At 45.8% G+C, this 21420-nt stretch carries 14 protein-coding genes; 8 read left to right on the forward strand and 6 right to left on the reverse strand.

Annotation, left to right across the window (positions count from 1 at the left end; all coding sequences use genetic code 11):
* Positions 1-97 precede the first annotated feature (97 nt).
* The 5 genes from R7F67_RS00790 to dhaR all read left to right on the forward strand — a co-directional run bounded on the left by R7F67_RS00790 (position 98) and on the right by dhaR (position 8357).
* Complete coding sequence (locus R7F67_RS00790; RefSeq protein ID WP_064368969.1) at positions 98-1861, forward strand: lysophospholipid acyltransferase family protein; 1764 nt, start codon at positions 98-100, stop codon at positions 1859-1861.
* A 595-nt stretch (positions 1862-2456) separates the two neighbouring features.
* A complete protein-coding gene (locus R7F67_RS00795; protein ID WP_225466384.1) occupies positions 2457-4409 on the forward strand; it encodes a PTS mannitol transporter subunit IICBA in 1953 nt (650 codons plus the stop codon).
* A gap of 111 nt (positions 4410-4520) precedes the next feature.
* A complete protein-coding gene (locus R7F67_RS00800; RefSeq protein ID WP_225466385.1) occupies positions 4521-5669 on the forward strand; it encodes a mannitol-1-phosphate 5-dehydrogenase in 1149 nt (382 codons plus the stop codon).
* Positions 5670-5755: 86 nt separating this feature from the next.
* Entirely contained in the window at positions 5756-6286 is a 531-nt protein-coding gene (locus R7F67_RS00805) for an MltR family transcriptional regulator (RefSeq protein WP_005379708.1), read from the forward strand.
* Positions 6287-6431: 145 nt separating this feature from the next.
* Positions 6432-8357 (forward strand): dihydroxyacetone kinase operon transcriptional regulator DhaR, encoded by a 1926-nt coding sequence (dhaR, locus tag R7F67_RS00810; protein WP_054576652.1) that lies wholly within the window; start codon positions 6432-6434, stop codon positions 8355-8357.
* 80 nt (positions 8358-8437) lie between these two features.
* Here dhaR and ptsP read toward each other — a convergent pair whose 3' ends face one another.
* Genes ptsP through dhaK form a run of 3 tightly spaced genes read right to left on the reverse strand, consistent with a single transcriptional unit; the run spans position 8438 to position 12548 of the window.
* Complete coding sequence (gene ptsP / locus R7F67_RS00815) at positions 8438-10837, reverse strand: phosphoenolpyruvate--protein phosphotransferase (protein WP_225466386.1); 2400 nt, start codon at positions 10835-10837, stop codon at positions 8438-8440.
* Position 10838: 1 nt separating this feature from the next.
* Positions 10839-11474, reverse strand: a complete 636-nt coding sequence (gene dhaL, locus R7F67_RS00820; protein WP_005379705.1) for a dihydroxyacetone kinase subunit DhaL — start codon at positions 11472-11474, stop codon at positions 10839-10841.
* 15 nt (positions 11475-11489) lie between these two features.
* Positions 11490-12548, reverse strand: a complete 1059-nt coding sequence (gene dhaK / locus R7F67_RS00825) for a dihydroxyacetone kinase subunit DhaK (protein WP_138938979.1) — start codon at positions 12546-12548, stop codon at positions 11490-11492.
* 353 nt (positions 12549-12901) lie between these two features.
* On the opposite strand from dhaK, the gene R7F67_RS00830 reads away from it, so the two are divergent.
* A complete protein-coding gene (locus R7F67_RS00830; protein WP_005379703.1) occupies positions 12902-13984 on the forward strand; it encodes a glycerol dehydrogenase in 1083 nt (360 codons plus the stop codon).
* A gap of 82 nt (positions 13985-14066) precedes the next feature.
* Here R7F67_RS00830 and glmS read toward each other — a convergent pair whose 3' ends face one another.
* Both glmS and R7F67_RS00840 read right to left on the reverse strand, forming a co-directional pair.
* Entirely contained in the window at positions 14067-15899 is a 1833-nt protein-coding gene (gene glmS / locus R7F67_RS00835) for a glutamine--fructose-6-phosphate transaminase (isomerizing) (RefSeq protein WP_033906046.1), read from the reverse strand.
* A gap of 110 nt (positions 15900-16009) precedes the next feature.
* Positions 16010-16771 carry a DeoR/GlpR family DNA-binding transcription regulator gene (locus tag R7F67_RS00840; protein WP_005379701.1) on the reverse strand — a complete coding sequence of 254 codons (762 nt, stop codon included), beginning with the start codon at positions 16769-16771 and terminating at the stop codon, positions 16010-16012.
* Between the two features lie 433 nt (positions 16772-17204).
* On the opposite strand from R7F67_RS00840, the gene pykF reads away from it, so the two are divergent.
* Both pykF and R7F67_RS00850 read left to right on the forward strand, forming a co-directional pair.
* Complete coding sequence (gene pykF, locus R7F67_RS00845) at positions 17205-18617, forward strand: pyruvate kinase PykF (protein WP_005392243.1); 1413 nt, start codon at positions 17205-17207, stop codon at positions 18615-18617.
* A gap of 157 nt (positions 18618-18774) precedes the next feature.
* Positions 18775-19461 (forward strand): GntR family transcriptional regulator, encoded by a 687-nt coding sequence (locus R7F67_RS00850; RefSeq protein WP_080659233.1) that lies wholly within the window; start codon positions 18775-18777, stop codon positions 19459-19461.
* Positions 19462-19515: 54 nt separating this feature from the next.
* Here R7F67_RS00850 and R7F67_RS00855 read toward each other — a convergent pair whose 3' ends face one another.
* Entirely contained in the window at positions 19516-21396 is a 1881-nt protein-coding gene (locus tag R7F67_RS00855; protein WP_318056770.1) for a diguanylate cyclase, read from the reverse strand.
* Positions 21397-21420 lie beyond the last annotated feature (24 nt).

Here is a 21420-nt window from a genome sequence, read left to right on the forward strand (position 1 = left end):
GCTTCATTGGTTTGTCACCAAAGGCTCATGCTTTTGCCTCTTAACTGTCATCTGTAATTTCTACTATCCAATCAGCAACTTGTACGCTGAGGTAAATATGGATAGTTCAACCCCTTTTCGTCTCCCTCGTAAAACGCCGTTTGGCATTGGTGAAAACGTTGCTGAATGGGCAACCGGTTTAAACCAACTCGATAAGTTCTACGCCCAACGCCCCGTTAATGCCGATACCAAAACTTTTCTCCGCTTCACGCTGGATATCTTAGGTATCGATTATCGCATTGCTCATGGTTCACTCGACTCAGTACCTAAACAAGGAGCTACCGTCATTGTGGCGAACCACCCGCTTGGTTGTGTGGAAGGCGTCATCTTGGCCGAACTCTTGTTGATGGTACGAGACGATATCCAAATTCTAGCCAATCAATACCTGAAAACCGTACCAGAGTTAGATCAGCTCTTCATTGGTGTCGATGTGTTTGAAGGCAGAGACGCCGTCAAATCGAATATGAAGGCCCTCAGAGCGGCTAATAAACACCTCGCAAGTGGCGGCTTATTGCTTGTCTTTCCTGCCGGTGAGGTTTCCCAGTTAGTCGATGCCAAACAGCAACGCTTGGAAGACAAAGCGTGGAGTCGAAGCGTAAGTAGCCTGATCCGCAAAAACAAAGCAACGACAGTTCCAGTATTCATCAGTGGTCAGAACTCGAAACGCTTCTATATGGCAGGGAAAATCCATCCACTTTTGCGTACCCTAATGCTCGGGCGGGAGCTACTGAACAAACATGCACAAACCATCAACTTGTCTTTTGGCCAAGCGATTAAATTCAAAGAGATCAACACACTTAACGATGATCAAGTGGTGAACTATTTGCGGCTCAACACTTACTTGCTCAATCGTGAAACCCAATCAGTTAAGCCTTCTTCTTCATCAGAACTGCTCTCTCCAATAGCGGCAGGGTTACCCGTAGGCGAATTGCTTGAAGAGCTGAACAACTTACCAAAAGAGTCCAAGCTGCTAACAAGTGGTGAGTTCGATGTTTACTGCACGGAGTCGCAGAGTATCCCTTCCCTACTGCATGAAATTGGTCGCCTACGTGAGCTCAATTTCCGACAAGTTGGCGAAGGGACTGGACTAGCAATAGACATTGACCATTTCGATCATGATTACCTGCATCTGTTTGTGTGGGACAGAGAGAACCAATGCTTGGTGGGCGCGTATCGTTTAGGTCTGGTTGATCAACTGATTGAAAAGCGCGGCGTAGCAGGTCTGTATTCACGAACGTTGTTTAACTATGACCAACGCTTTATCGACCAAATGGGTAAATCCATTGAGATGGGGCGCTCTGTGATTGCACAGCAATATCAAAAGAGCATGAGCGCGCTACTGCTACTGTGGAAAGGCATCGCAACGTTCGTTCATCAAAACCCAGATTACACTCACCTATTTGGTCCGGTAAGCATTAGCAACGATTATAGCGATACTGCACGTCAATTACTGGCTCAATCAATGACACTGCACCACTACGACAACAATTGCGCAGAGTACGTCACACCTTCTAACCCACTTCCTGAGCACCACCGTGACTGGAACACCAGCATGCTCACTGCTCTGGGTGATTTACAGCTATTGTCACGTGTCATTGCCAGAATCGATGAAGGGAAAGGAGTGCCCGTTTTGCTGCGTCAGTACTTAAGCCTCAATGGCAAGCTGGTATGCTTCAACGTCGACCCTGCATTCAATAACGCTCTAGATGGATTGATTATGGTGGATTTGCGCGATGTTCAAGAAAAGACGTTGGCAAGGTATATGGGACGCGAGCAAGCTCATGACTACCTCGTCTATCATACTAATAGCAACGATGATTAAGAACAGTGATTAAGTAGAGAGTTGGGAATCACAAGAAGAACCGTGTGGCGACTCTCTTTATTTACCCTTTCATCAACTAATTAGGCGTGCTCCGTGAAGTGCGCCGAAAAGACTCTTATAGATACAATCTATCGAAAGATCTAGATAGCATTTATCTCACCAATTCCGTCACAAACTTTCACAAAAAACAAAAACAGATCCAAGTCACACTTTAAATCCACCACAACTCAACACAAAACGTGATATTGATCATCACAAGCATTTAATTCGAATTTCAAAAAAAATCAAAAGTGATCAAAGTCACAAAGTATTTTTATTTTAAATTTGTCAGAAGATCGGATTGATCACTAAGATTTTTATTGACAGGTTTGAAAGTTGCTTTTTGTTATTAAGTTACAAGTTAATAAGTTGAACTTGGTCACTTAAAAACCGTTTCTCAGCCTAAGAAATGCGGGCGTAGATCACAAAAAACCCGTTGTCAGTTCCAATTGGAAAATGTGTGGTAAATTGATTGGGTACTAAGCAATCAAACAAACGGTTTTGGCGAACCGTTTACTACAACAAGATACATCAGAACATCGAACGGGGAATTGTTATGATATCACCAGATGCCAAGATCAAGATACAAAATTTTGGTCGTTTTCTGTCAAACATGGTAATGCCAAACATCGGCGCGTTTATCGCGTGGGGCTTTATCACTGCTCTATTTATCCCAACTGGATGGCTACCAAACGAAACGTTAGCCTCTATGGTTGGCCCAATGATTACCTACTTGCTGCCACTACTTATCGGTTACACCGGTGGTAAATTAGTTGGTGGCGATCGTGGTGCGGTAGTCGGTGCAATCACAACAATGGGTGTGATTGTCGGCACAGACATCCCAATGTTTATGGGTGCAATGATGGTCGGCCCAATGGGCGGCTGGGCTATCAAGAAATTCGATAACTACATCGATGGTAAAGTAAAAAGTGGCTTCGAGATGTTGGTTAACAACTTCTCTGCGGGCATCATCGGCATGCTGTGTGCGATCCTTGCTTTCATCTTTATCGGTCCATTCGTAAAAATTCTTTCTGGTGGCTTGGCGGCTGGCGTTAACTTCCTAGTTTCTGCTCACCTACTACCACTGACTTCAATCTTCGTTGAACCTGCGAAGATCCTTTTCCTAAACAATGCGATCAACCACGGTATTTTCTCTCCACTGGGTATCCAGCAAGCGTCTGAAACAGGTCAGTCGATCTTCTTCCTAATCGAAGCAAACCCAGGTCCTGGTCTAGGTATCCTGCTAGCTTACATGGTGTTTGGTAAAGGTACGGCTCGTCAAACTGCAGGTGGTGCATCAATCATCCACTTCTTCGGCGGTATCCACGAGATTTACTTCCCATACATCCTAATGAACCCTCGCCTAATCCTTGCGGCTATCGCAGGTGGTATGACTGGCGTATTCGTTCTAACTATCTTTAACGCAGGTATCGTTTCTCCGGCATCACCAGGTTCAATCTTTGCAATCTTGTTGATGACTCAGAAAGGCTCAATCGTTGGTGTTCTAGCGTCTATCGCAGCAGCAACAGGCGTGTCATTCGCCGTAGCAGCACTGCTAATGAAGACTCAAACGTCAACAGAAGAAGACGGTGATGAAGCAGCACTAGAGAAAGCAACATCACAAATGAAAGACATGAAATCTGCATCTAAAAACGATGCGGTGGTAAACAGCCAAAGCAAAGGTGACGTAGACCTAGCGACAGTACAAAGCATCATTGTCGCTTGTGATGCGGGCATGGGCTCGAGTGCAATGGGCGCGAGCATGCTACGCAAAAAGGTTCAAGACGCAGGTCTGAACATCCACGTAACCAACCTTGCCATTAACAGCTTACCAGAGAGTGCAGATATCGTGATTACTCATAAAGACTTAACGGATCGTGCACGTAAGCATGCTCCAAACGCACACCACATTTCATTGACTAACTTCCTAGACAGCGAAATGTACAACCAGCTAGTCACCAAACTACTAGCCGCACAAAACCAATCCGCAGCCAATGACGACCAAATGGTAAAAGTGTCGCTCGTGGCAGCAAACGACGACAACTTCGAGCCACAGCAAACGTCGGTGTTCCAAATCCAGCGTGAGAACATTCACCTAGGTTTGAAAGCTGCCAACAAAGAAGAAGCGATTCGCTTCGCGGGCAACAAGTTGGTCGAACTTGGCTACGCAGAACCAGAATACGTAGACGCGATGTTTGAGCGTGAAGCATTGGTTTCTACTTACCTAGGCGAATCTATCGCAGTGCCTCACGGCACGGTAGAAGCGAAAGACCGCGTGAAGAAAACCGGCATTGTAATCTGCCAATACCCATCGGGTATCCAATTTACTGAAGACGACGATGATGTAGCGAAACTGGTTATCGGCATTGCCGCTAAGAACGATGAGCACATCCAGGTGATTACCACCATTACGAACGCGCTCGATGAGCCGGAGGCAATTGAGAAGCTAACCAGCACCAACGATGTGGAAGAGATTCTAAACATCCTTGGCGGTCAACAAGCGGCTTAATTACCCCTTTAATTTGCTCCTGAGGCAAATGAGGTCAGCTGTCACCCCCTATGCGGTTGGCCTCCCCCTAGTTTCGTAAGTCAACATTTTAGACATTGGTAGGTAAGAATTATGAAAAACGCAGTTCATTTTGGCGCAGGTAACATTGGTCGTGGCTTCATCGGAAAACTCTTAGCAGATGCAGAAGTCGAGGTCACATTTGCAGACGTTGACGCTCCACTCGTCGACCAACTGAGTCACAAGCAAGAATACAAAGTAAAAGTGGTCGGTACTGAGTGCCAAATCGACACAGTAACTCACGTCACCGCGGTAAACTCAGCCAGTGAAGATGTCATCGACCGCATTGTAAAAACCGACTTGGTCACAACAGCGGTTGGCCCTAACGTACTGGACATCATTGCAAAAACCATCGCTACCGGCATTGCTAAACGCTTTGCAGCAGGTAACGATAAACCATTGAACATCATCGCGTGCGAAAACATGGTTCGTGGCACGACTCACCTAAAAGGTGAAGTGTACAAACATTTGGATGAATCATTACACGCGAAAGCAGACGAGCTAGTTGGCTTCGTCGACTCCGCAGTGGACCGCATCGTACCACCAGCAGAAGCGGCGAACGATGACCCACTAGAAGTCACTGTAGAGAGTTTTAGCGAATGGATTGTGGATGAGCAGCAATTCAAGGGCGAAATCCCTGACATAGCTGGCATGGAAAGAACCAACAACCTAATGGCATTCGTAGAACGCAAGCTATTCACTCTCAATACAGGCCACTGCATTACCGCTTACCTAGGTTGCTTGAAAGGCCATCGTACCATTCGTGAAGCAATTGAAGACCCAAGCATTCACGCTGAAGTAAAACAGGCGATGCAAGAAAGTGGTGAAGTGCTGATCAAACGTTACGGCTTCGACCGTGACATGCACAACGCCTACATCGAGAAGATTTTAGGACGCTTTGCCAACCCATACTTAGTGGATGAGGTGGACCGCGTAGGTCGTCAACCAATTCGAAAATTGGGTGCAAACGATAGATTAGTGAAGCCTTTACTCGGTACAATTGAGTATGGCACTGAAAATCAAACACTTTTGAAAGGCATTGCCGCTGCGTTGAAGTACACTAACGACACTGACCCACAAGCCGTAGAGCTACAAAACTCATTAAAAGAAGTGGGTATGAAGAAGACGCTAGCGACATACACAGGTCTTGCAGAAGACAGCGATGAAGTGGCTCAAATCGAGACACTTTACAACCAACTTTGATTTACCTAGGGGAGCTCGGCTCCCCTTCTATGTCCTTCTCTGCTTGAAGAGTTGGGATAGCTAATAATTAGAAATGTATTCAGTATATGGCAGATAACATCAACGAAACCGAGATCATTGAGCGATTAAACAGCGCACCATCGGTACGAGGCTTTTTCATTGCAGCAGTCGACGTTTTTAACGATTCGATCGACGGGTTGGTGCAAAGAATCTTTCGTAAAGATAACTTCGCTGTTCAATCGGTTGTCGGTCCGCTGCTACAAGACTCTGGACCGCTGGGCGATCTGTCTGTTCGTTTGAAGTTATTGTTTGGCTTGGGAGTGCTCCCCGATGACATCTACCACGACATCGAAGACATCATCAAACTCAAAAACCAACTCAATAGTGACGCTTCAGATTACGAATTCACTGACCCGAATATTCTAGAACCAATTAAGAAACTGCACTTGGTGAAGAAAATGGGCATGGTGCAACTGGAAGTCAGCGAACCAGATGACGACATCGACCTTGAGTTTTATCAGCTACAACTGCAACGTCAACAACAAATCATTAAGTCAGGGCTCTCACTTGCCATTGTCGAGATTTGCAATGAGCTCGGCAAAGACAGCCCTTTTTAATCGAAAAACTGGCACGGAAGCCTCCTCAACTCGCCCCTCTTTTTGCACATTCTTCTATACAACGTGCGTGAAAGCCATCACAGTCCATATTCCGATGTCTCTGTAACATCAGACCAATCTATCGCTAGTATTGAAACGGGATCGCATGCTTTCAATCGAAGACACTAAAACTAAGTGGGAGTTTTTCCAGAAACACCACTGGGTATCTCCAGAATTTTCCCGCACTCCCGTCCTCGAGTCGTGGGAGCGTTGCATAAAGCAATGCAGCCCTTATACCTGGTCAAAACCACATATTGCCTCTGGTTTTACCTTCTCATCTCTGATGAAACGCAACGAGCACCTCATCGAATGCGCCACTACCGTACTTGAAGACACTTACGATATGCTAGGAGACGAAGACCTGCTATTGATGGTGACTGATGGCAACGGCTGTATTCTCTCCACCGTCGGGCACGACTCTATGCGACAAGAGATGCAAGCACTCGGTATTAAACAAGGCTGCTTTCTGTCTGAAGGGAAAATTGGCACAAATGCAGTCAATCTCTGTATCAACACTCACATCCCATGTGAAGTTTTTGCTGCAGAACATTTCAATCGCCACTTGCACTCTTATGCCTCTGTAGCGGCGCCTGTTTTCGACCAATTTGGCAAATTACGCGGTACAACATGCCTTTTCAAAAAAACGGAAAGCTATAAGAAAGAAGACTTAGTCATCATCGCGTCGAGCGCGAAAGAAGTCAGTTTGCAAATCCACATTCAGTCGGAACAAGAAAACATGAACCGCCTTACTTGTGCGCACAACGCAACGTTAGAATGCATGGATGACGGCCTTCTGGCCTGGGATGAAGAAAGCCGTATAACCATGGTAAATCACCAGTCCGAGCGTTTGTTAAACATTGAAGCCAGTCAGGTCTTGGATAAAGAAGTCTTTGCTGTTTTACGCTTCCCGCCAAATGTCCTCAATAGTATTGAGTCGGGTGCAAGCATCAACCGAAAACTCACAACGGTAGAGGTTCGTGGCGAGTTTGTTGAGGCGATCATCACCTTGCGTCCACTCAACGACGGCACACACTTATTGTTCTTGCACCCTATCGATAAAATTCGCGAACTTGCTCAACAACAAATAGGTGGCAGTGCGCGCTATACGTTCAGCACTTTGCCTGTCATTTCACGAAAAATGAAGCATGTCATTACCGTTGCAAAACGGGCCATAAAGTCCAAATCACCGATTCTAATTACAGGTGAAGAAGGTGTAGGAAAAGCCACTCTCGCCATGGCGATCCATAACGAAAGCACTTACAAAGAAGGGCCGTTCATTACGCTCAACTGCCGCTCCATCAATACAGAGCAACTGGTCAAAGAAACCCTAGGCTACGACGAAGGGCAAGGCATGCCTTCTAAGTTTGAACTCGCCCATGGCGGTACGCTCTTTTTAGAGAAGGTGGAATATCTGTCGCCCGATTTACAAGCCGTGTTACTTAAGTTGTTAAAAACTGGGCTCGTCAGCCGCAGCGACAGTTTGCGATTGATCCCCGTAGACTTTCAACTTATTACGAGCACCGCTTCAGAGATCAGCGAGTATGTCACTCAGCGCTCATTTGGTCGGCAACTTTATTATGAAATCTCCTCGAACGAGCTGCATATTCCGCCACTACGAAAGCGTAAAGAAGACATTGAATTTCTCGTCCAGCAGCTTATCAGCCATTATGAACGCCGCCACAATGTGACGATCTCGATAGAGCCAGTCGCACTGGAAGCGTTGATGAATTTTCGTTGGTCAGGCAACAACTCTGAATTAAGAAACCGAACTGAGCGAATTTTGCTGAACCGCAGTTCCAACTTAATCAAGCTGAACGATATTCCTGAAGACATTAAACTGAATTCTCGCCATACCGCAGAAAATACGCCAGTAATCACGTTAGAAGAAGCCGAGAGAAGAGCTATCGTTCAGGCTTGGAATCAGTGTGATGGCAAAATGCATGATATGGCGAAAGCATTGCAAATTGGCCGCACGACCTTATGGAGAAAAATTAATAAGTTTGGGCTGCAGGAGCAAATGAAGCTGTATTAAGCCAAGAAGTGGCGTTCCTATAACAAAAGTAAGACCGGCGTAAGCACGCCGGTATAGATGTACTAACGACAAGATGTCGATTAAACATCAACAGACAACTGACGAATCTGCGCTTTTAGTCCCGGTAGCAGACTCGAACTGGCGCTGAATTTTCGCAACCCCACGCGAAGCAATGTTTCTGTGGCATTTGGATCGCCAGCCATCTCACCACACATACTAACCGGTATGCCCGCGCGATCGCCTGCTGCACACGTGAGCTCAATGGCTTTTAGTACCGATGGTTCAAAGTAGTTCACCAATTCAGCAACAGCAGCGTTACCTCGATCGGCGGCCATAACATATTGAGTCAAATCATTGGTGCCGATAGAGAAAAAGTCGACTTCTTGGGCTAACGCATCAGCATTTAATACCGCGGCTGGCACCTCAATCATAATACCAACGGGCAAATGAGTCGCATCCAAGCCGAGTTGGTTTGCTTGATGCGCCAACAGCGCTTTTACTTTTCTCACTTCTTCAACCTGAGCCACCATCGGTATCATCAATTGAATATTCGGTTGCTCGTGAAAGGCTCTCAGAATGGCTCGAAGTTGAGCGGTAAACAATGACTCATGTTGAAGGCACAACCGCACCCCTCTCAAACCTAAAAATGGATTATCTTCTGCTGGCATAGGATAAGCGGCTAAAGGCTTATCACCGCCAACATCTAGACTACGAATCGTAAGTGGCTTATCACCAAGTGCGGCAGCAATATCACGATACACTTGGTATTGCGCTTCCTCAGTCGGCAACTCATCACTGTTTTGAAATAGAAACTCAGTCCGGAATAGACCAACGCCCTCAGCTCCTGATGTTAGTGCATCATCAATATCTTTCGGTCCACCAATATTGGCGAATACTGGAATATGGACACGATCACAGGTGACTGCGACTTGCTGAGCACTCGCTAGTGCACTCTGTCGGGAGTTTTGCCACTCAATTTGCTGAGCTTCTAATTCCTGCTGTACGGCATCTGAAGGAGAGAACCATAAATGCCCTCGGAAGCCATCAATAGTCACCACTTGACCAGCACGCACAGCATCAAGGCAGCCCTGAGCTTTAACGATGGCAGGAATACCCATCGCACGAGCAAGAATCGCACTGTGAGAGGTTTTCCCTCCCTCACTCAAACAGATACCAAGCACTTTCGATTTATCAAGCCCAGCCACATCAGAAGGCATCAGGTCGCGGCCCAACAAAATACTCGGTTCCTGAATGTCGATGGCATTAGGCGTTACGCCTGTCATTTCGACCATAACTTGGCGTGCGATATCATGGACATCTGCTTCGCGTTCCCGCATGTACTGACTTTCTGCCTGGCGAAACTCTTCGGCCAACCTTTGCAGTGATTCTACCCAAGCTTGCTCGGCTATCATGCCCGTTTGAATTCGCGACTCGACCGATGCCCATAATTCTGGGTCACTGAGCATCATGCTATGAGCAGCAAATATTTCCCCTTTCGGCTGCTTCGCTTGCTCCTGCAAATGTTGAACAACCACGCCTATCGCACGCTTAACCCGTTCAATTTCATCTTGTTCACTTTGGAAATCACGTTCAGGCACAGCTGGCATTTCATGAGTAAAAAGGACAGCAGGAGCAGTAGCGATACCGTCATTGACTCGAATACCAACAACAGCACCTTCAATCTGACTTGAGGCCATGCCATCGAGCAGAGTATCCGAGCTTTCTTCAGGTTCGACAATGCCTTGCTCAACCGCCTCTTTTTCTCCGAAGTGCTCATAAGCTAAGGCTTCAAATGCCTTGATTGCTTCACTGGATTGAGAGCCGAGTGCGCACAGCGTGATCGTCTCTTGACTACGAACGCCAAGTTTCGCAATGCTGTTTAAGCTTTTCGCGTTCACACGGCGCTCGCCTTTTTTCAACCATAATTGGCAGTCAAAAGGCGCGAGTGCACCAACAATGGCCGCAGCGGGACGAGCATGTAATCCATGCGGATTTTGCACCACCCAATCAAATGTCCGTTCTTGCTCAAAGTTCTCTGATACTGGCGCTATCTCAGCGGATGTTAGTGGCTGATCACCAAGGTGCTCTTGTTTTACGCTTAACGCATTCTGTGCCTCTTCGACTACCGTCGATAAAGGCAGTCCGGCGGCGGCAGCCACCGACGCCGCCATGGTTCCTTCAACAATAGGTGCCGAGATAAGGGTGACATTTTCCCTCACATGATCATCAATCAGATCCAGAGCCATTTCCGTGCTAAGCAACGCGCTGCCAAGATCCATCAACACAACAACCCCTTGTTGATCTTGTGCCTGCTCAATCGCTTCCATCACGGCAATGGCATCGGTTCCGATCGGGTTCTCTGGATCATCAATCCCAGCAGCAATCGCAAGCTTGGCTTTGCCTTGCGTCATTTGGGTGGCAAGTTCTGCCACCCCTTCGGCAAGTCGACGACTATGAGATACAACTACAATTCCCACCATCTTAATTACCTGCTATTGCCTGCTGTAGTGCTTTAATCATTAACAAAGAAGAGGTTGCACCGGGATCTTGGTGACCAATACTACGTTCCCCCAGATAGCTTGCTCGCCCTTTTTTCGCCAACATTTCAATCGTGGCAACCGCGTTCGTTTCTGCTAGCTCAACCATTTCATTCAGTAAGTGATCGGCGCTCATGCCATTTTCTAACGACGCCTTCACGCTAACTAAAACGGGTAACCAAACATCACACATGGTTTTATCACCCAGCTCTGCTTTACCACGAGACACCACGCCATCCACACCGCTTTTTAGTGCATCCACTAACTCTTCAAACGTTAATTGCTCTCGAGTTCCGACAGCGGCAGCCGTACGAATAAACAGCGTGCCATACAGCGGGCCACTTGCCCCACCGACACTAGAAAGCAAGGTCATACCCGTATTCTTGAGAATGCTGCCGATATTTTGGTCCGCAAATTGCGGCAGTTTTTCAGCAACTTTTTTAAAGCCACGGTTCATATTGAGACCGTGGTCGGCGTCACCAATATCACGATCAAGGTCGGTCAGAAAATCTTGATTCTCTTGATACGTTTTTGCACATAACTCTAGCCAGTGAACGATATGTTGTTTTTCAATTTGCATGTTTGCTCTCCCCTGTTACCACTTGATCGCGGCCGTATCGACAGGAGCATCAAACAGCTCCAACATCTCTTTGTCTGCCTTTAGCAACGTAATCGAAACGCCTTCCATATCGAGTGACGTACAGAAGTTACCAACCATATTACGCACGATACGGAACCCTGCTTGCTCGCAGTTATGAGCCAGACGACGGTACACTCCGTAAAGCTCTGAAGTTGGCGTACCACCCATACCATTCACCATCACGATGTAGTCGTGTTCAGCGGCGAAAGGCTCAATGCTGGATTCCACTTCATCCCATTCACCTTCGTCACGATTCCAAATACGCAATGTGCGCTGATAAGGTGTGTTTTCAGCAACTTCAGCAAACATTTCATCCACTAACGTATCGACATCGGTGTATTTCACTCGCTTGATACCTGGTTCACCATGGATACCAACACCAAACTCCACTTCATCATCTTCCAGAACAAAAGATGGTTTACCTGCTGCGGGTACAACACAAGCATTAAGCGCCACGCCAAATGAACGACAGTGGTTATTAACGCGACGAGCCAGTGCTTCACATTGCTCCAACGAATAACCTTTGCTCGCGGCAGCCCCAACTAACTTTTCAACCAATACCGTTCCAGCGACGCCACGGCGACCAGCGGTATACAGGCTGTCTTTAACTGCAACATCATCATCCACCAACACCGACCCAACTTTGATACCATCGGTATGAAGGAGCTCCACGGCCGTTTCAAAGTTCAACACATCACCAGTGTAGTTTTTAATGATAAACAGCACGCCCTCACCGGTATTCACTTGGTTGCCACATTCGTACATTTGATCAGGCGTAGGTGAAGTAAATACCTCTCCTGGGCAGGCGCCTGTCAGCATGCCTTTACCAATAAAACCAGCGTGCAAAGGTTCATGACCACAGCCACCACCAGAAACCAGTGCCACTTGCCCCGGTGTTTCCTCGTGCCACATGTAACGAGGTTCGTAGTTCGCTTTTAGCTCAGAGCGGGACAATGCCAGGCCTTCCATTTGCTGCAATACAACATCATCAACTTGGTTAATTAATTTTTTCATCGTTCTATCTCATTCCATTTATATTTTTATGTAGGGTATGAATTCATCTTAAACAGAGAAAAAGCGTGCTCAACAAAAATCAATCCGTTTCATATTGAAACGAAATCTTCGGCATTTTTGTTTCAATATGAAACGTAAAACGACAAATTTTCCTGAATAGTGATCGTCGCCATAAAGCATGCTGATGCTTATTACTTCTGACAGTCGGTTTGACACAGAGGTCATAAAAGCATGGAACAAAACCAGAGATATCCTTCACCACTTACCACACCAAACCTAATATAAACCTTATCCCTACAATGGATATTCATTGCAGTCCAAAACACACATAAAAAAGGTTAAAGGTTTGAATTATGGACAAAATTATTATCAGCCCAAGCAAATACGTCCAAGGTGAACAAGTACTTACATCTATCGCTCACTATGTGAAAACATTGGGTGAACGTCCGTTAGTAATTGCCGATGAGTTCGTGACTAACCTGGTTGGTGATGACGTCAAGCAAAGTTTTGCTGACGAAAAGCTTCCACTCACTATGAACATTTTTGGTGGCGAATGTTCGCGCGTTGAGATTGAACGCATCACGGACATTTGTGCCACTCAGAAACACGATGTCATTGTCGGTATTGGTGGTGGTAAAACGTTAGATACAGCAAAGGCTGTTGCGTTTTACACCAAAATTCCTGTCGTGGTGGTTCCTACGATTGCCTCGACTGATGCGCCAACCTCAGCGCTTGCGGTGATATACACACCTGAAGGTGAATTTGCAGAATATTTGATGATCCCTAAAAACCCAGACATGGTCATCATGGATACGTCAGTCATCGCCAAAGCCCCTGTTCGCTTACTTGTATCGGGGATGGGCGACGCGCTTTCCACCTACTTTGAAGCTCGTGCCAACATGACTTCTGGTAAGGCAACAATGGCTGGTGGGTTAGCGACGCGTTCAGCACAAGCGCTTGCGAAACTTTGCTATGAAACCTTGCTTGAAGATGGTGTAAAAGCAAAAGCTGCGGTAGAAAATGGTGTGAGCACCAAAGCGGTAGAAAACATTATTGAAGCCAATACATACCTAAGCGGTATCGGTTTTGAAAGCAGTGGTCTAGCGGGTGCTCACGCTATTCATAACGGCCTAACTAAGCTTGAAGAGTGTCATCATCTCTATCATGGTGAGAAAGTCGCGTTCGGCACACTTGTTCAGCTGGTACTAGAAAACGCAGCGATGGAAGAGATTAATACGGTTCTTGCATTCTGCCGCTCTGTAGGTCTACCAACCAACTTATTTGATATGGGCGTTAAAGAGCTTAACCACGCTAAGTTGCGCGAGGTCGCCGAAGCCTCAACGGCCGAGGGAGAAACCATCCACAATATGCCATTCCCAGTGACGGCAGAAAATGTCTACTCTGCAATTCTAACCGCTCACCAGTTGGGTCAATAACTCACCCCCTTAAAGTGGGCTTAAATAAAAAAGCGGCACATACTCTCGCATGTGCCGCTTGGATTTTTGCTGTTAAGCGTAATTACTCAACCGTTACCGCTTTCGCCAGGTTACGTGGTTGGTCTACGTCCGTACCTTTGATCAGTGCTACGTAGTAAGACAGCAACTGCATAGGGATGGTGTAGTAGATCGCCGCCGTGATTTCACTAACGTGAGGCATCGTGATGATCTTCATTGTCTCATCGCCTTCGAAGCCTGCGTCTGCATCTGCGAATACATACAGAAGACCGCCACGCGCACGTACTTCCTCAACGTTTGATTTTAGCTTTTCAAGTAGGTCGTTGCTTGGTGCAACCACAACAACAGGCATGTCAGCATCAATCAGCGCAAGAGGGCCGTGTTTTAGTTCACCCGCCGCGTACGCTTCTGCGTGGATGTAAGAGATCTCTTTCAGTTTTAGAGACGCTTCCATCGCGATTGGGTAGAACTCGCCACGGCCTAGGAACAATGTGTGGTGCTTGTCTGCAAAATCCGTTGCTAGTGCTTCAATTTCTTTCTCGAAAGAAAGTGCCGCGTTGATTTGCTTAGGAAGTGCGTGTAGCGCTTCAACAATCTCTTTTTCTTTCTCTTTGCTAATGCGACCTTGCTCTTTACCCAGTGCCGTTACCAACATAAGTAGTGCAGAAAGTTGAGTCGTGAACGCTTTGGTTGAAGCCACACCGATTTCAACACCAGCGCGAGTCATGAATGCAAAATCTGATTCACGAACCAAAGAGGAACCCGCTACGTTACAGATGGTCATCGCCGCCATGTAACCTTTCTCTTTTGCTAGGCGAAGTGCTGCTAGGGTATCAGCGGTTTCACCAGACTGAGACAACGTGATCAATAGGCTGTTTGGACGAGTCACAAACTTGCGGTAACGGAATTCAGACGCAATTTCTACATCACAGCTAACGCCTGCAATGTCTTCAAACCAGTAACGTGCCGTCATACCTGCGTTGTAAGACGTACCACACGCCACGATTTGTACGTGTTCTACTTTGCTTAGAATGTCTGCCGCGTGCACACCGATCGCGTCTGTCACAACAGAGTCTGCCGTGATACGACCTTCCATTGTGTTGATCAACGCTTTAGGTTGCTCATAGATTTCTTTTTGCATGAAGTGACGGTATTGGCCTTTATCACCTGCATCATGCTCTGCGTTAGATTCAACAATTTCACGCTCAACTGGCTCACCCGTTGCATCAAACACAGTGACTTCACGGCGAGTAATTTCTGCTACGTCACCTTCTTCTAGGTACATGAAACGGCGCGTAACGTTAAGTAATGCAAGTTGGTCAGACGCTAGGAAGTTTTCACCTACACCAAAACCGATCACGATCGGGCTGCCTGAACGCGCTACTACGATGCGTGAAGGATCTTTGCGATCCAACGCTACCGTGCCGTATGCGCCTTCAAGTTGTTTTGCTGTTTTTTGTACCGCTTCTAATAGCGTTTCTGAAGTACGAAGTTCCCACTCAACCATATGTGCGATAACTTCTGTATCCGTTTGCGATTCAAACACGTAGCCACGAGATTGAAGCAGCTCACGCAGCTCTTCATGGTTTTCGATGATGCCGTTATGGACCACTGCGATATCACCAGACATGTGTGGGTGAGCGTTGATTTCAGAAGGTTCACCGTGCGTCGCCCAACGAGTGTGCGCAATACCAGTTCCGCCGATCACTTTTGCTTCTTCTACTGCATCAGCCAATTCTTGTACTTTACCCAAGCGACGAACGCGCGTTAGGTTTGATTCGCCATCAACAACCGCAACGCCAGCAGAGTCGTAACCGCGGTACTCTAAGCGGCGTAGACCTTCAACCAAAATTTCTGCAACATCTCGTTGTGCTACTGCACCTACGATTCCACACATGTGTTTATCTCCGTTTGTAGTTTTGTTCTTCCCTAGCCATGATTTCAAATAGAGGCAGCAAGCAAAGGCCTTTATCCAGAGGGAAGTAAAATATGAAACTGATTACATTATTAGGCGCAAATGACTTTCACGCCATGTTGTTCAATCTGTACTTTATGCTCTGCTTGGATATCTGCATCGGTCACCAACACATCAACTTGATGCCAAGCGAGCTCTAAGTTTGGGATCTTACGGCCGATTTTTTCGGACTCGATCATTACGATCACTTCACGTGACGCTTCTGCCATTACCTTACTTAAGCCAACCAACTCATTAAATGTGGTGGTTCCACGCTCGAGATCGATGCCATCCGCACCGATGAATAGTTGGTCAAAGTCGTAAGCTCGTAATACAGATTCGGCCACTTTGCCTTGAAAGGACTCTGAGTGCGTATCCCAAGTACCACCAGTCATCAGCAGTGTCGGTTCGCTCTCTAATTCATTTAGGGCGTTAGCAACATGCAACGAGTTGGTCATGACCACTAAGCCACGTTTGTCATTCAACTGTTGAATCAGCGCGGCAGTCGTGCTGCCACTGTCGATCACGATGCGATTATGATCGCGAATCAATGATGCAGCTGCTTTTGCTAAGCTTAACTTTCGAGTCGAAACATTAGCGCCCAATTCTTCGTGAATGACTTCCTTTGGGATAGCAATCGCACCGCCATAGCGGCGTAGAAGTTGGCCGTTTTTCTCTAAAGAAGCTAAATCCTTTCTAATCGTGACCTCTGAGGTTTCGAATTTCTGAGCAAGTTCATCAACGCTAACTTCTCCTAGTTCAGAAACCAAGTTAGAAATGGCGTGTCTTCTTAATTGAGTATTTCGTTTCGACATTTAAGTTTTGATTTTAAGTTTCGGTGTGAAACTTATTATAGTCAAACCGAAACTTTTAAGTCCATTTATTTCGATCCAAAAAATTAATATTTCTCGATAAAACCTTGTCCTAAGACAATTCTTAAACAGTGATATTGGATTCATTCAGTGGTAGAATTCGCCACCGAAAAGAAAAAAAATTACAGAATTGAAGGCTATTTTTTTGCAACTTTCTGCATATAAAGTGGGATTAGTCACAAAAAGGTAACCAAAATCGCCGATCTTTTAGTCATAAAATGACTAAACTTGGTGAAAGACTTTCAGAATCTGAAGTTCTAATAATGAGACGAAAAATCGGTGGGTGACAGGTACTAAATGTCATCAAAAACGTCCTGACTTCAGAGTAAATAACCGACTTTCAAATTGTAACTATACTTACCGGAGAGTATCTTCCATGAAAAAGACCAAAATCGTATGTACGATTGGCCCTAAAACAGAATCTGTAGAGAAGCTAACTGAACTAGTTAACGCAGGCATGAACGTAATGCGCCTTAACTTCTCTCACGGTGACTACGAAGAACACGGCACTCGTATCGCGAACTTCCGTAAAGTAATGGAAGCTACTGGCAAACCACTAGCAATTCTTCTAGATACTAAAGGTCCAGAAATCCGCACTATCAAGCTAGAAGGCGGTAACGATGTTGATCTAGTAGCAGGTCAAGAATTCACTTTCACAACTGACACTTCAGTTGTAGGTAACAAAGATAAAGTTGCAGTAACTTACGCTGGTTTCGCAGCAGACCTAAACGTAGGTAACACTATCCTAGTAGACGACGGTCTAATCGAGATGGAAGTTATCTCTAAGACTGAAACTGAAGTTAAATGTAAAGTTCTTAACAACGGTGCACTAGGCGAAAACAAAGGTGTTAACCTTCCTGGCGTTTCTGTAAACCTACCTGCACTATCTGAAAAAGATAAGAACGACCTTAAATTTGGTTGTGAGCAAGGCGTTGACTTCGTAGCAGCTTCTTTCATCCGTAAAGCGTCTGACGTTCAAGAAATCCGTGAAGTACTTGCTGCAAACGGCGGCGAGAACATCCACATCATCTCTAAGATCGAAAACCAAGAAGGTGTTGATAACTTCGACGAGATCCTAGAGCTTTCTGACGGCATCATGGTTGCTCGTGGTGACCTAGGTGTTGAAATCCCAGCTGAAGAAGTAATCTTCGCTCAGAAAATGATGATCGAGAAGTGTAACCGTGCACGTAAGATGGTTATCACTGCAACTCAAATGCTTGATTCTATGATCAACAACCCACGTCCTACTCGTGCGGAAGCAGGCGACGTTGCTAACGCGGTAATGGACGGTACTGACGCAGTAATGCTTTCTGGTGAAACGGCGAAAGGTAAATACCCTGTTGAAGCGGTAACTATCATGGCTCAAATCGCGAACCGTACTGACTCAGCGCTAAAAGCTGAACTAGGTTCTCGTCTAGACAGCCCACGCCTACGTATCACTGAAGCAGTATGTAAAGGTGCAGTAGACACAGCTGAGAAACTAGCTGCTCCACTTATCGTTGTTGCAACTGAAGGTGGTAAGTCTGCACGTTCAGTACGTAAGTACTTCCCAACTGCAAACATCCTAGCGCTAACAACTAACAAGAAAACTGCTGCACAGCTAGTTCTAACTAAAGGTGTTACTCCAGTAGTTGTTGATTCAATCGAAAGCACTGACGCATTCTACGTAGCGGGTAAAGAACTTGCTCTAGAATCAGGTCTAGGTAACAAAGGCGATATCGTTGTTATGGTTTCTGGCGCTCTAGTTGCTTCAGGTACTACGAACACAGCTTCTGTACACGTACTATAAGACTGAACTTTTAACACTTCAGTTTCTTGAGAAGGAGGGCTTATGCCCTCCTTTTTTATATGGCTTTCTTGCTCTCATAATAGGCTAATTGTATTATTTACCTCTATCAGAATTTCGTACTGTTTAATTTTATCGTCACGATTAAAGTTTCTATGAGGTGTATGTGTCTAGTCCCACTCTTACCGACAAAGTATTAAGAATGATCCGTCAGGATATTCTCGATGGCGAGCTTAAACCAGGTCAAAAACTCGTGGTTGCCGAACTCAAAGAGAAGTACAACGTAGGAGCGTCACCCATTCGAGAAGCATTGGTGCAATTATCTTGGAGCAAATACGTCAAACTCGAGCCGCAAAAAGGCTGCTGGGTTGCACCTGTATGTAAAGATGAGTTACATGACTTGTACGAAAGCCTGCAAATGGTCTCCGCATGCTTACTCAGTAAGGCAATTATGATTGGCGATGAAAAATGGGAACTGGATGTACTAACTGCTTATCACAAGTTATCCCGAGTAAAACCTGGCGAAAGCTTTTGTTGGAGGGAATGGGAAGAGCGCCAAAATCAGTTTCTTACTGCGCTGTTTGAAGGTGCTGGCTCTGTCAATATGTTTGGTTTTTTCCGCGATCTACTCACGCAAATTAAACGCTACCAATACTTCGCGATGCAGATTTTAGGCACAGGGAACCCTGGGCACTGTAATCTCGATGAGCAAGAAATACTGATGAAGGCATCGCTAGACAAAAAGAGTCAGGATGCTTTAGGTTATCTAGAGCGTTATTTGAGACAGTCAATACAGTGTATCGAAGCCGCCATCGACAACCAATGTCGCATACTGGCTAGCGAATAACGCTCAGACTGAAAAAGCGGGGGCTATCCCCGTTTATTCATTTTTGCAAAAGCGCTAAGCAATATCATCATAACTATGACACAGCGATACGCAGTTACGCCCTGCACTTTTTGACTCATACAAAGCAATATCAGCACATTTATACGTTCTTGTACGATCAGAGGTTAAATCACTATATCCAGCACTTACAGTAATACCTCTATCACTACGCATTTGAACCGCGACACGTAGCCTGTTCAATACAATTTCAGCCTCTTCTAGTGTTGTATGCGGCATAATCACTGCAAATTCCTCACCACCGACACGAGATACAAAGTCTGTGCTGCGGACTTCTTCTAGGAGGGTTTCTGCGACACTACAAATCACCTTGTCTCCTTCGTCGTGGCCAAGCTCGTCATTAATACGTTTAAAGTGGTCAATATCAAACAACGCCAAACAAGCAGGAGGGCTATCAGGATAGCGTTCAATAATCCCCGCATATTGCGCCAATTGCTCTTCAAATTTTCGGCGGTTCCACAACCCCGTCAAGCCATCTTTTTCGCTTAGGTTTCGTAATTTTTCTTCTAACTCTTTTTGCCCAGAGATATCCACCAGCGACGTAATGTAATAACTCACTTTACCTGATTTGGTTAAATTCGCCTGAATACGCATTATTGCGGTAAAGACTTGATTAAACTTAGTTCGACAACGAATCTCCCCTTCCCATACGTGTTCACTCTTCAGTGTTTTCCAGATACTCAGGTTTGCTTCGAGCTCTTCAGGTAAGAGAATTAAATGATGTGCACTCCAACCTTGGGCATGCTTGGTTGAGTAACCCATCATGTTTTCAAACTCTTGATTAACCATGATGATTCTATGTGAAGCATCCGAGATCATCACCGCAGTCATACCATCAAGAGCAGCTCGAGCCAACTTCGATTCCATACTATGACGCCGATAATGCAGAGCAAGGGCTGCCGTCGGCAAAGTGAAGCCGAGCACCAAACTTAGAACAAAAAACGCTTCTTGGATTAAGTCATCAATATCCCTCTGAGCTCGGGATAATAACTGCTCATTGGTAAGATCAATAACCAGATGAAGAGGTTCGCTAGAAACAAACTGGATGGTGCGATACGCGACCAAATTCGAACCATTGTAAGCATAGCCCGAATCTTTTGAATTTAAACTACGCCAAATGTTTGGGTACATCCGGCCAAAATTAAATTGAGAGCGAGCGGGAATTATATGGCCATACAAACGAGCTGATTTAGGGCTATCAATGTAAAATCCGTCACTCTTAATCAGCTCAATATGGAAATCAAGCACTGACGAATAGTTGAGTCGAGAGGATAAATAGTCAATATCAACATTAAGCACAAGATACCCTTCGCGCTTTCCGTTAAGCGAAATAGGCATCAAAATACGCAGTGACGGGCTATAGGGATAGACTAACTCGCCATACTCTCGTTCTAAACCTATCCCCCACGAAGCGATTTCGCCATCGTCTAAGTTCTTAGCGAATTGAAAGTAATCTCGCTCTGACTTATTTTGCAATTTGATCGCGGGCAACGCAGCGCCTGTTTCAATCTCATAATTAATCCTCACTTTTTCTCGACCAGAAACATCAAGAAAGCGAATTTGCTTATACAACTTTTGATTGATTGCGACCGAGATCCACATGTCTTCTAAGATGGAACGGTTCACCCGGTTAGGTTGGCGCAGATATTCATACAGACTTTGGCTGTGACCAAGTAGGTCACTGATCGTTTCGATTTGATCCTGAATATTGCTGTATTCACGGCCAGTATAGGCCAATTGATGTAACGCTTCTTGAGCGGTGTTCTCAACATTGTTTTCTAACAACGTCAGATATTTCTGATAGTAGTAAGCGGCAGTGAGTGCACTAAAAAATAGTGCTGTCGCCAATAAGGTGCCGACTCGCTTAGGTACTTTCACACGTCTAATGCCTATCATGCTTAC

Source organism: Vibrio sp. YT-17 (genome assembly GCF_033337375.1).
In the GTDB taxonomy this organism is placed as follows: domain Bacteria; phylum Pseudomonadota; class Gammaproteobacteria; order Enterobacterales; family Vibrionaceae; genus Vibrio; species Vibrio alginolyticus.

Bases quoted from the DNA above. Each gene is read 5' to 3' on its own strand.
- R7F67_RS00790 (WP_064368969.1), top strand. From the start codon at position 98: ATGGATAGTTCAACCCCTTTTCGTCTCCCTCGTAAAACGCCGTTTGGC.
- R7F67_RS00795 (WP_225466384.1), top strand. From the start codon at position 2,457: ATGATATCACCAGATGCCAAGATCAAGATACAAAATTTTGGTCGTTTT.
- R7F67_RS00800 (WP_225466385.1), top strand. From the start codon at position 4,521: ATGAAAAACGCAGTTCATTTTGGCGCAGGTAACATTGGTCGTGGCTTC.
- R7F67_RS00805 (WP_005379708.1), top strand. From the start codon at position 5,756: ATGGCAGATAACATCAACGAAACCGAGATCATTGAGCGATTAAACAGC.
- dhaR (WP_054576652.1), top strand. From the start codon at position 6,432: ATGCTTTCAATCGAAGACACTAAAACTAAGTGGGAGTTTTTCCAGAAA.
- ptsP (WP_225466386.1), bottom strand. From the start codon at position 10,837: ATGGTGGGAATTGTAGTTGTATCTCATAGTCGTCGACTTGCCGAAGGG.
- dhaL (WP_005379705.1), bottom strand. From the start codon at position 11,474: ATGCAAATTGAAAAACAACATATCGTTCACTGGCTAGAGTTATGTGCA.
- dhaK (WP_138938979.1), bottom strand. From the start codon at position 12,548: ATGAAAAAATTAATTAACCAAGTTGATGATGTTGTATTGCAGCAAATG.
- R7F67_RS00830 (WP_005379703.1), top strand. From the start codon at position 12,902: ATGGACAAAATTATTATCAGCCCAAGCAAATACGTCCAAGGTGAACAA.
- glmS (WP_033906046.1), bottom strand. From the start codon at position 15,899: ATGTGTGGAATCGTAGGTGCAGTAGCACAACGAGATGTTGCAGAAATT.
- R7F67_RS00840 (WP_005379701.1), bottom strand. From the start codon at position 16,771: ATGTCGAAACGAAATACTCAATTAAGAAGACACGCCATTTCTAACTTG.
- pykF (WP_005392243.1), top strand. From the start codon at position 17,205: ATGAAAAAGACCAAAATCGTATGTACGATTGGCCCTAAAACAGAATCT.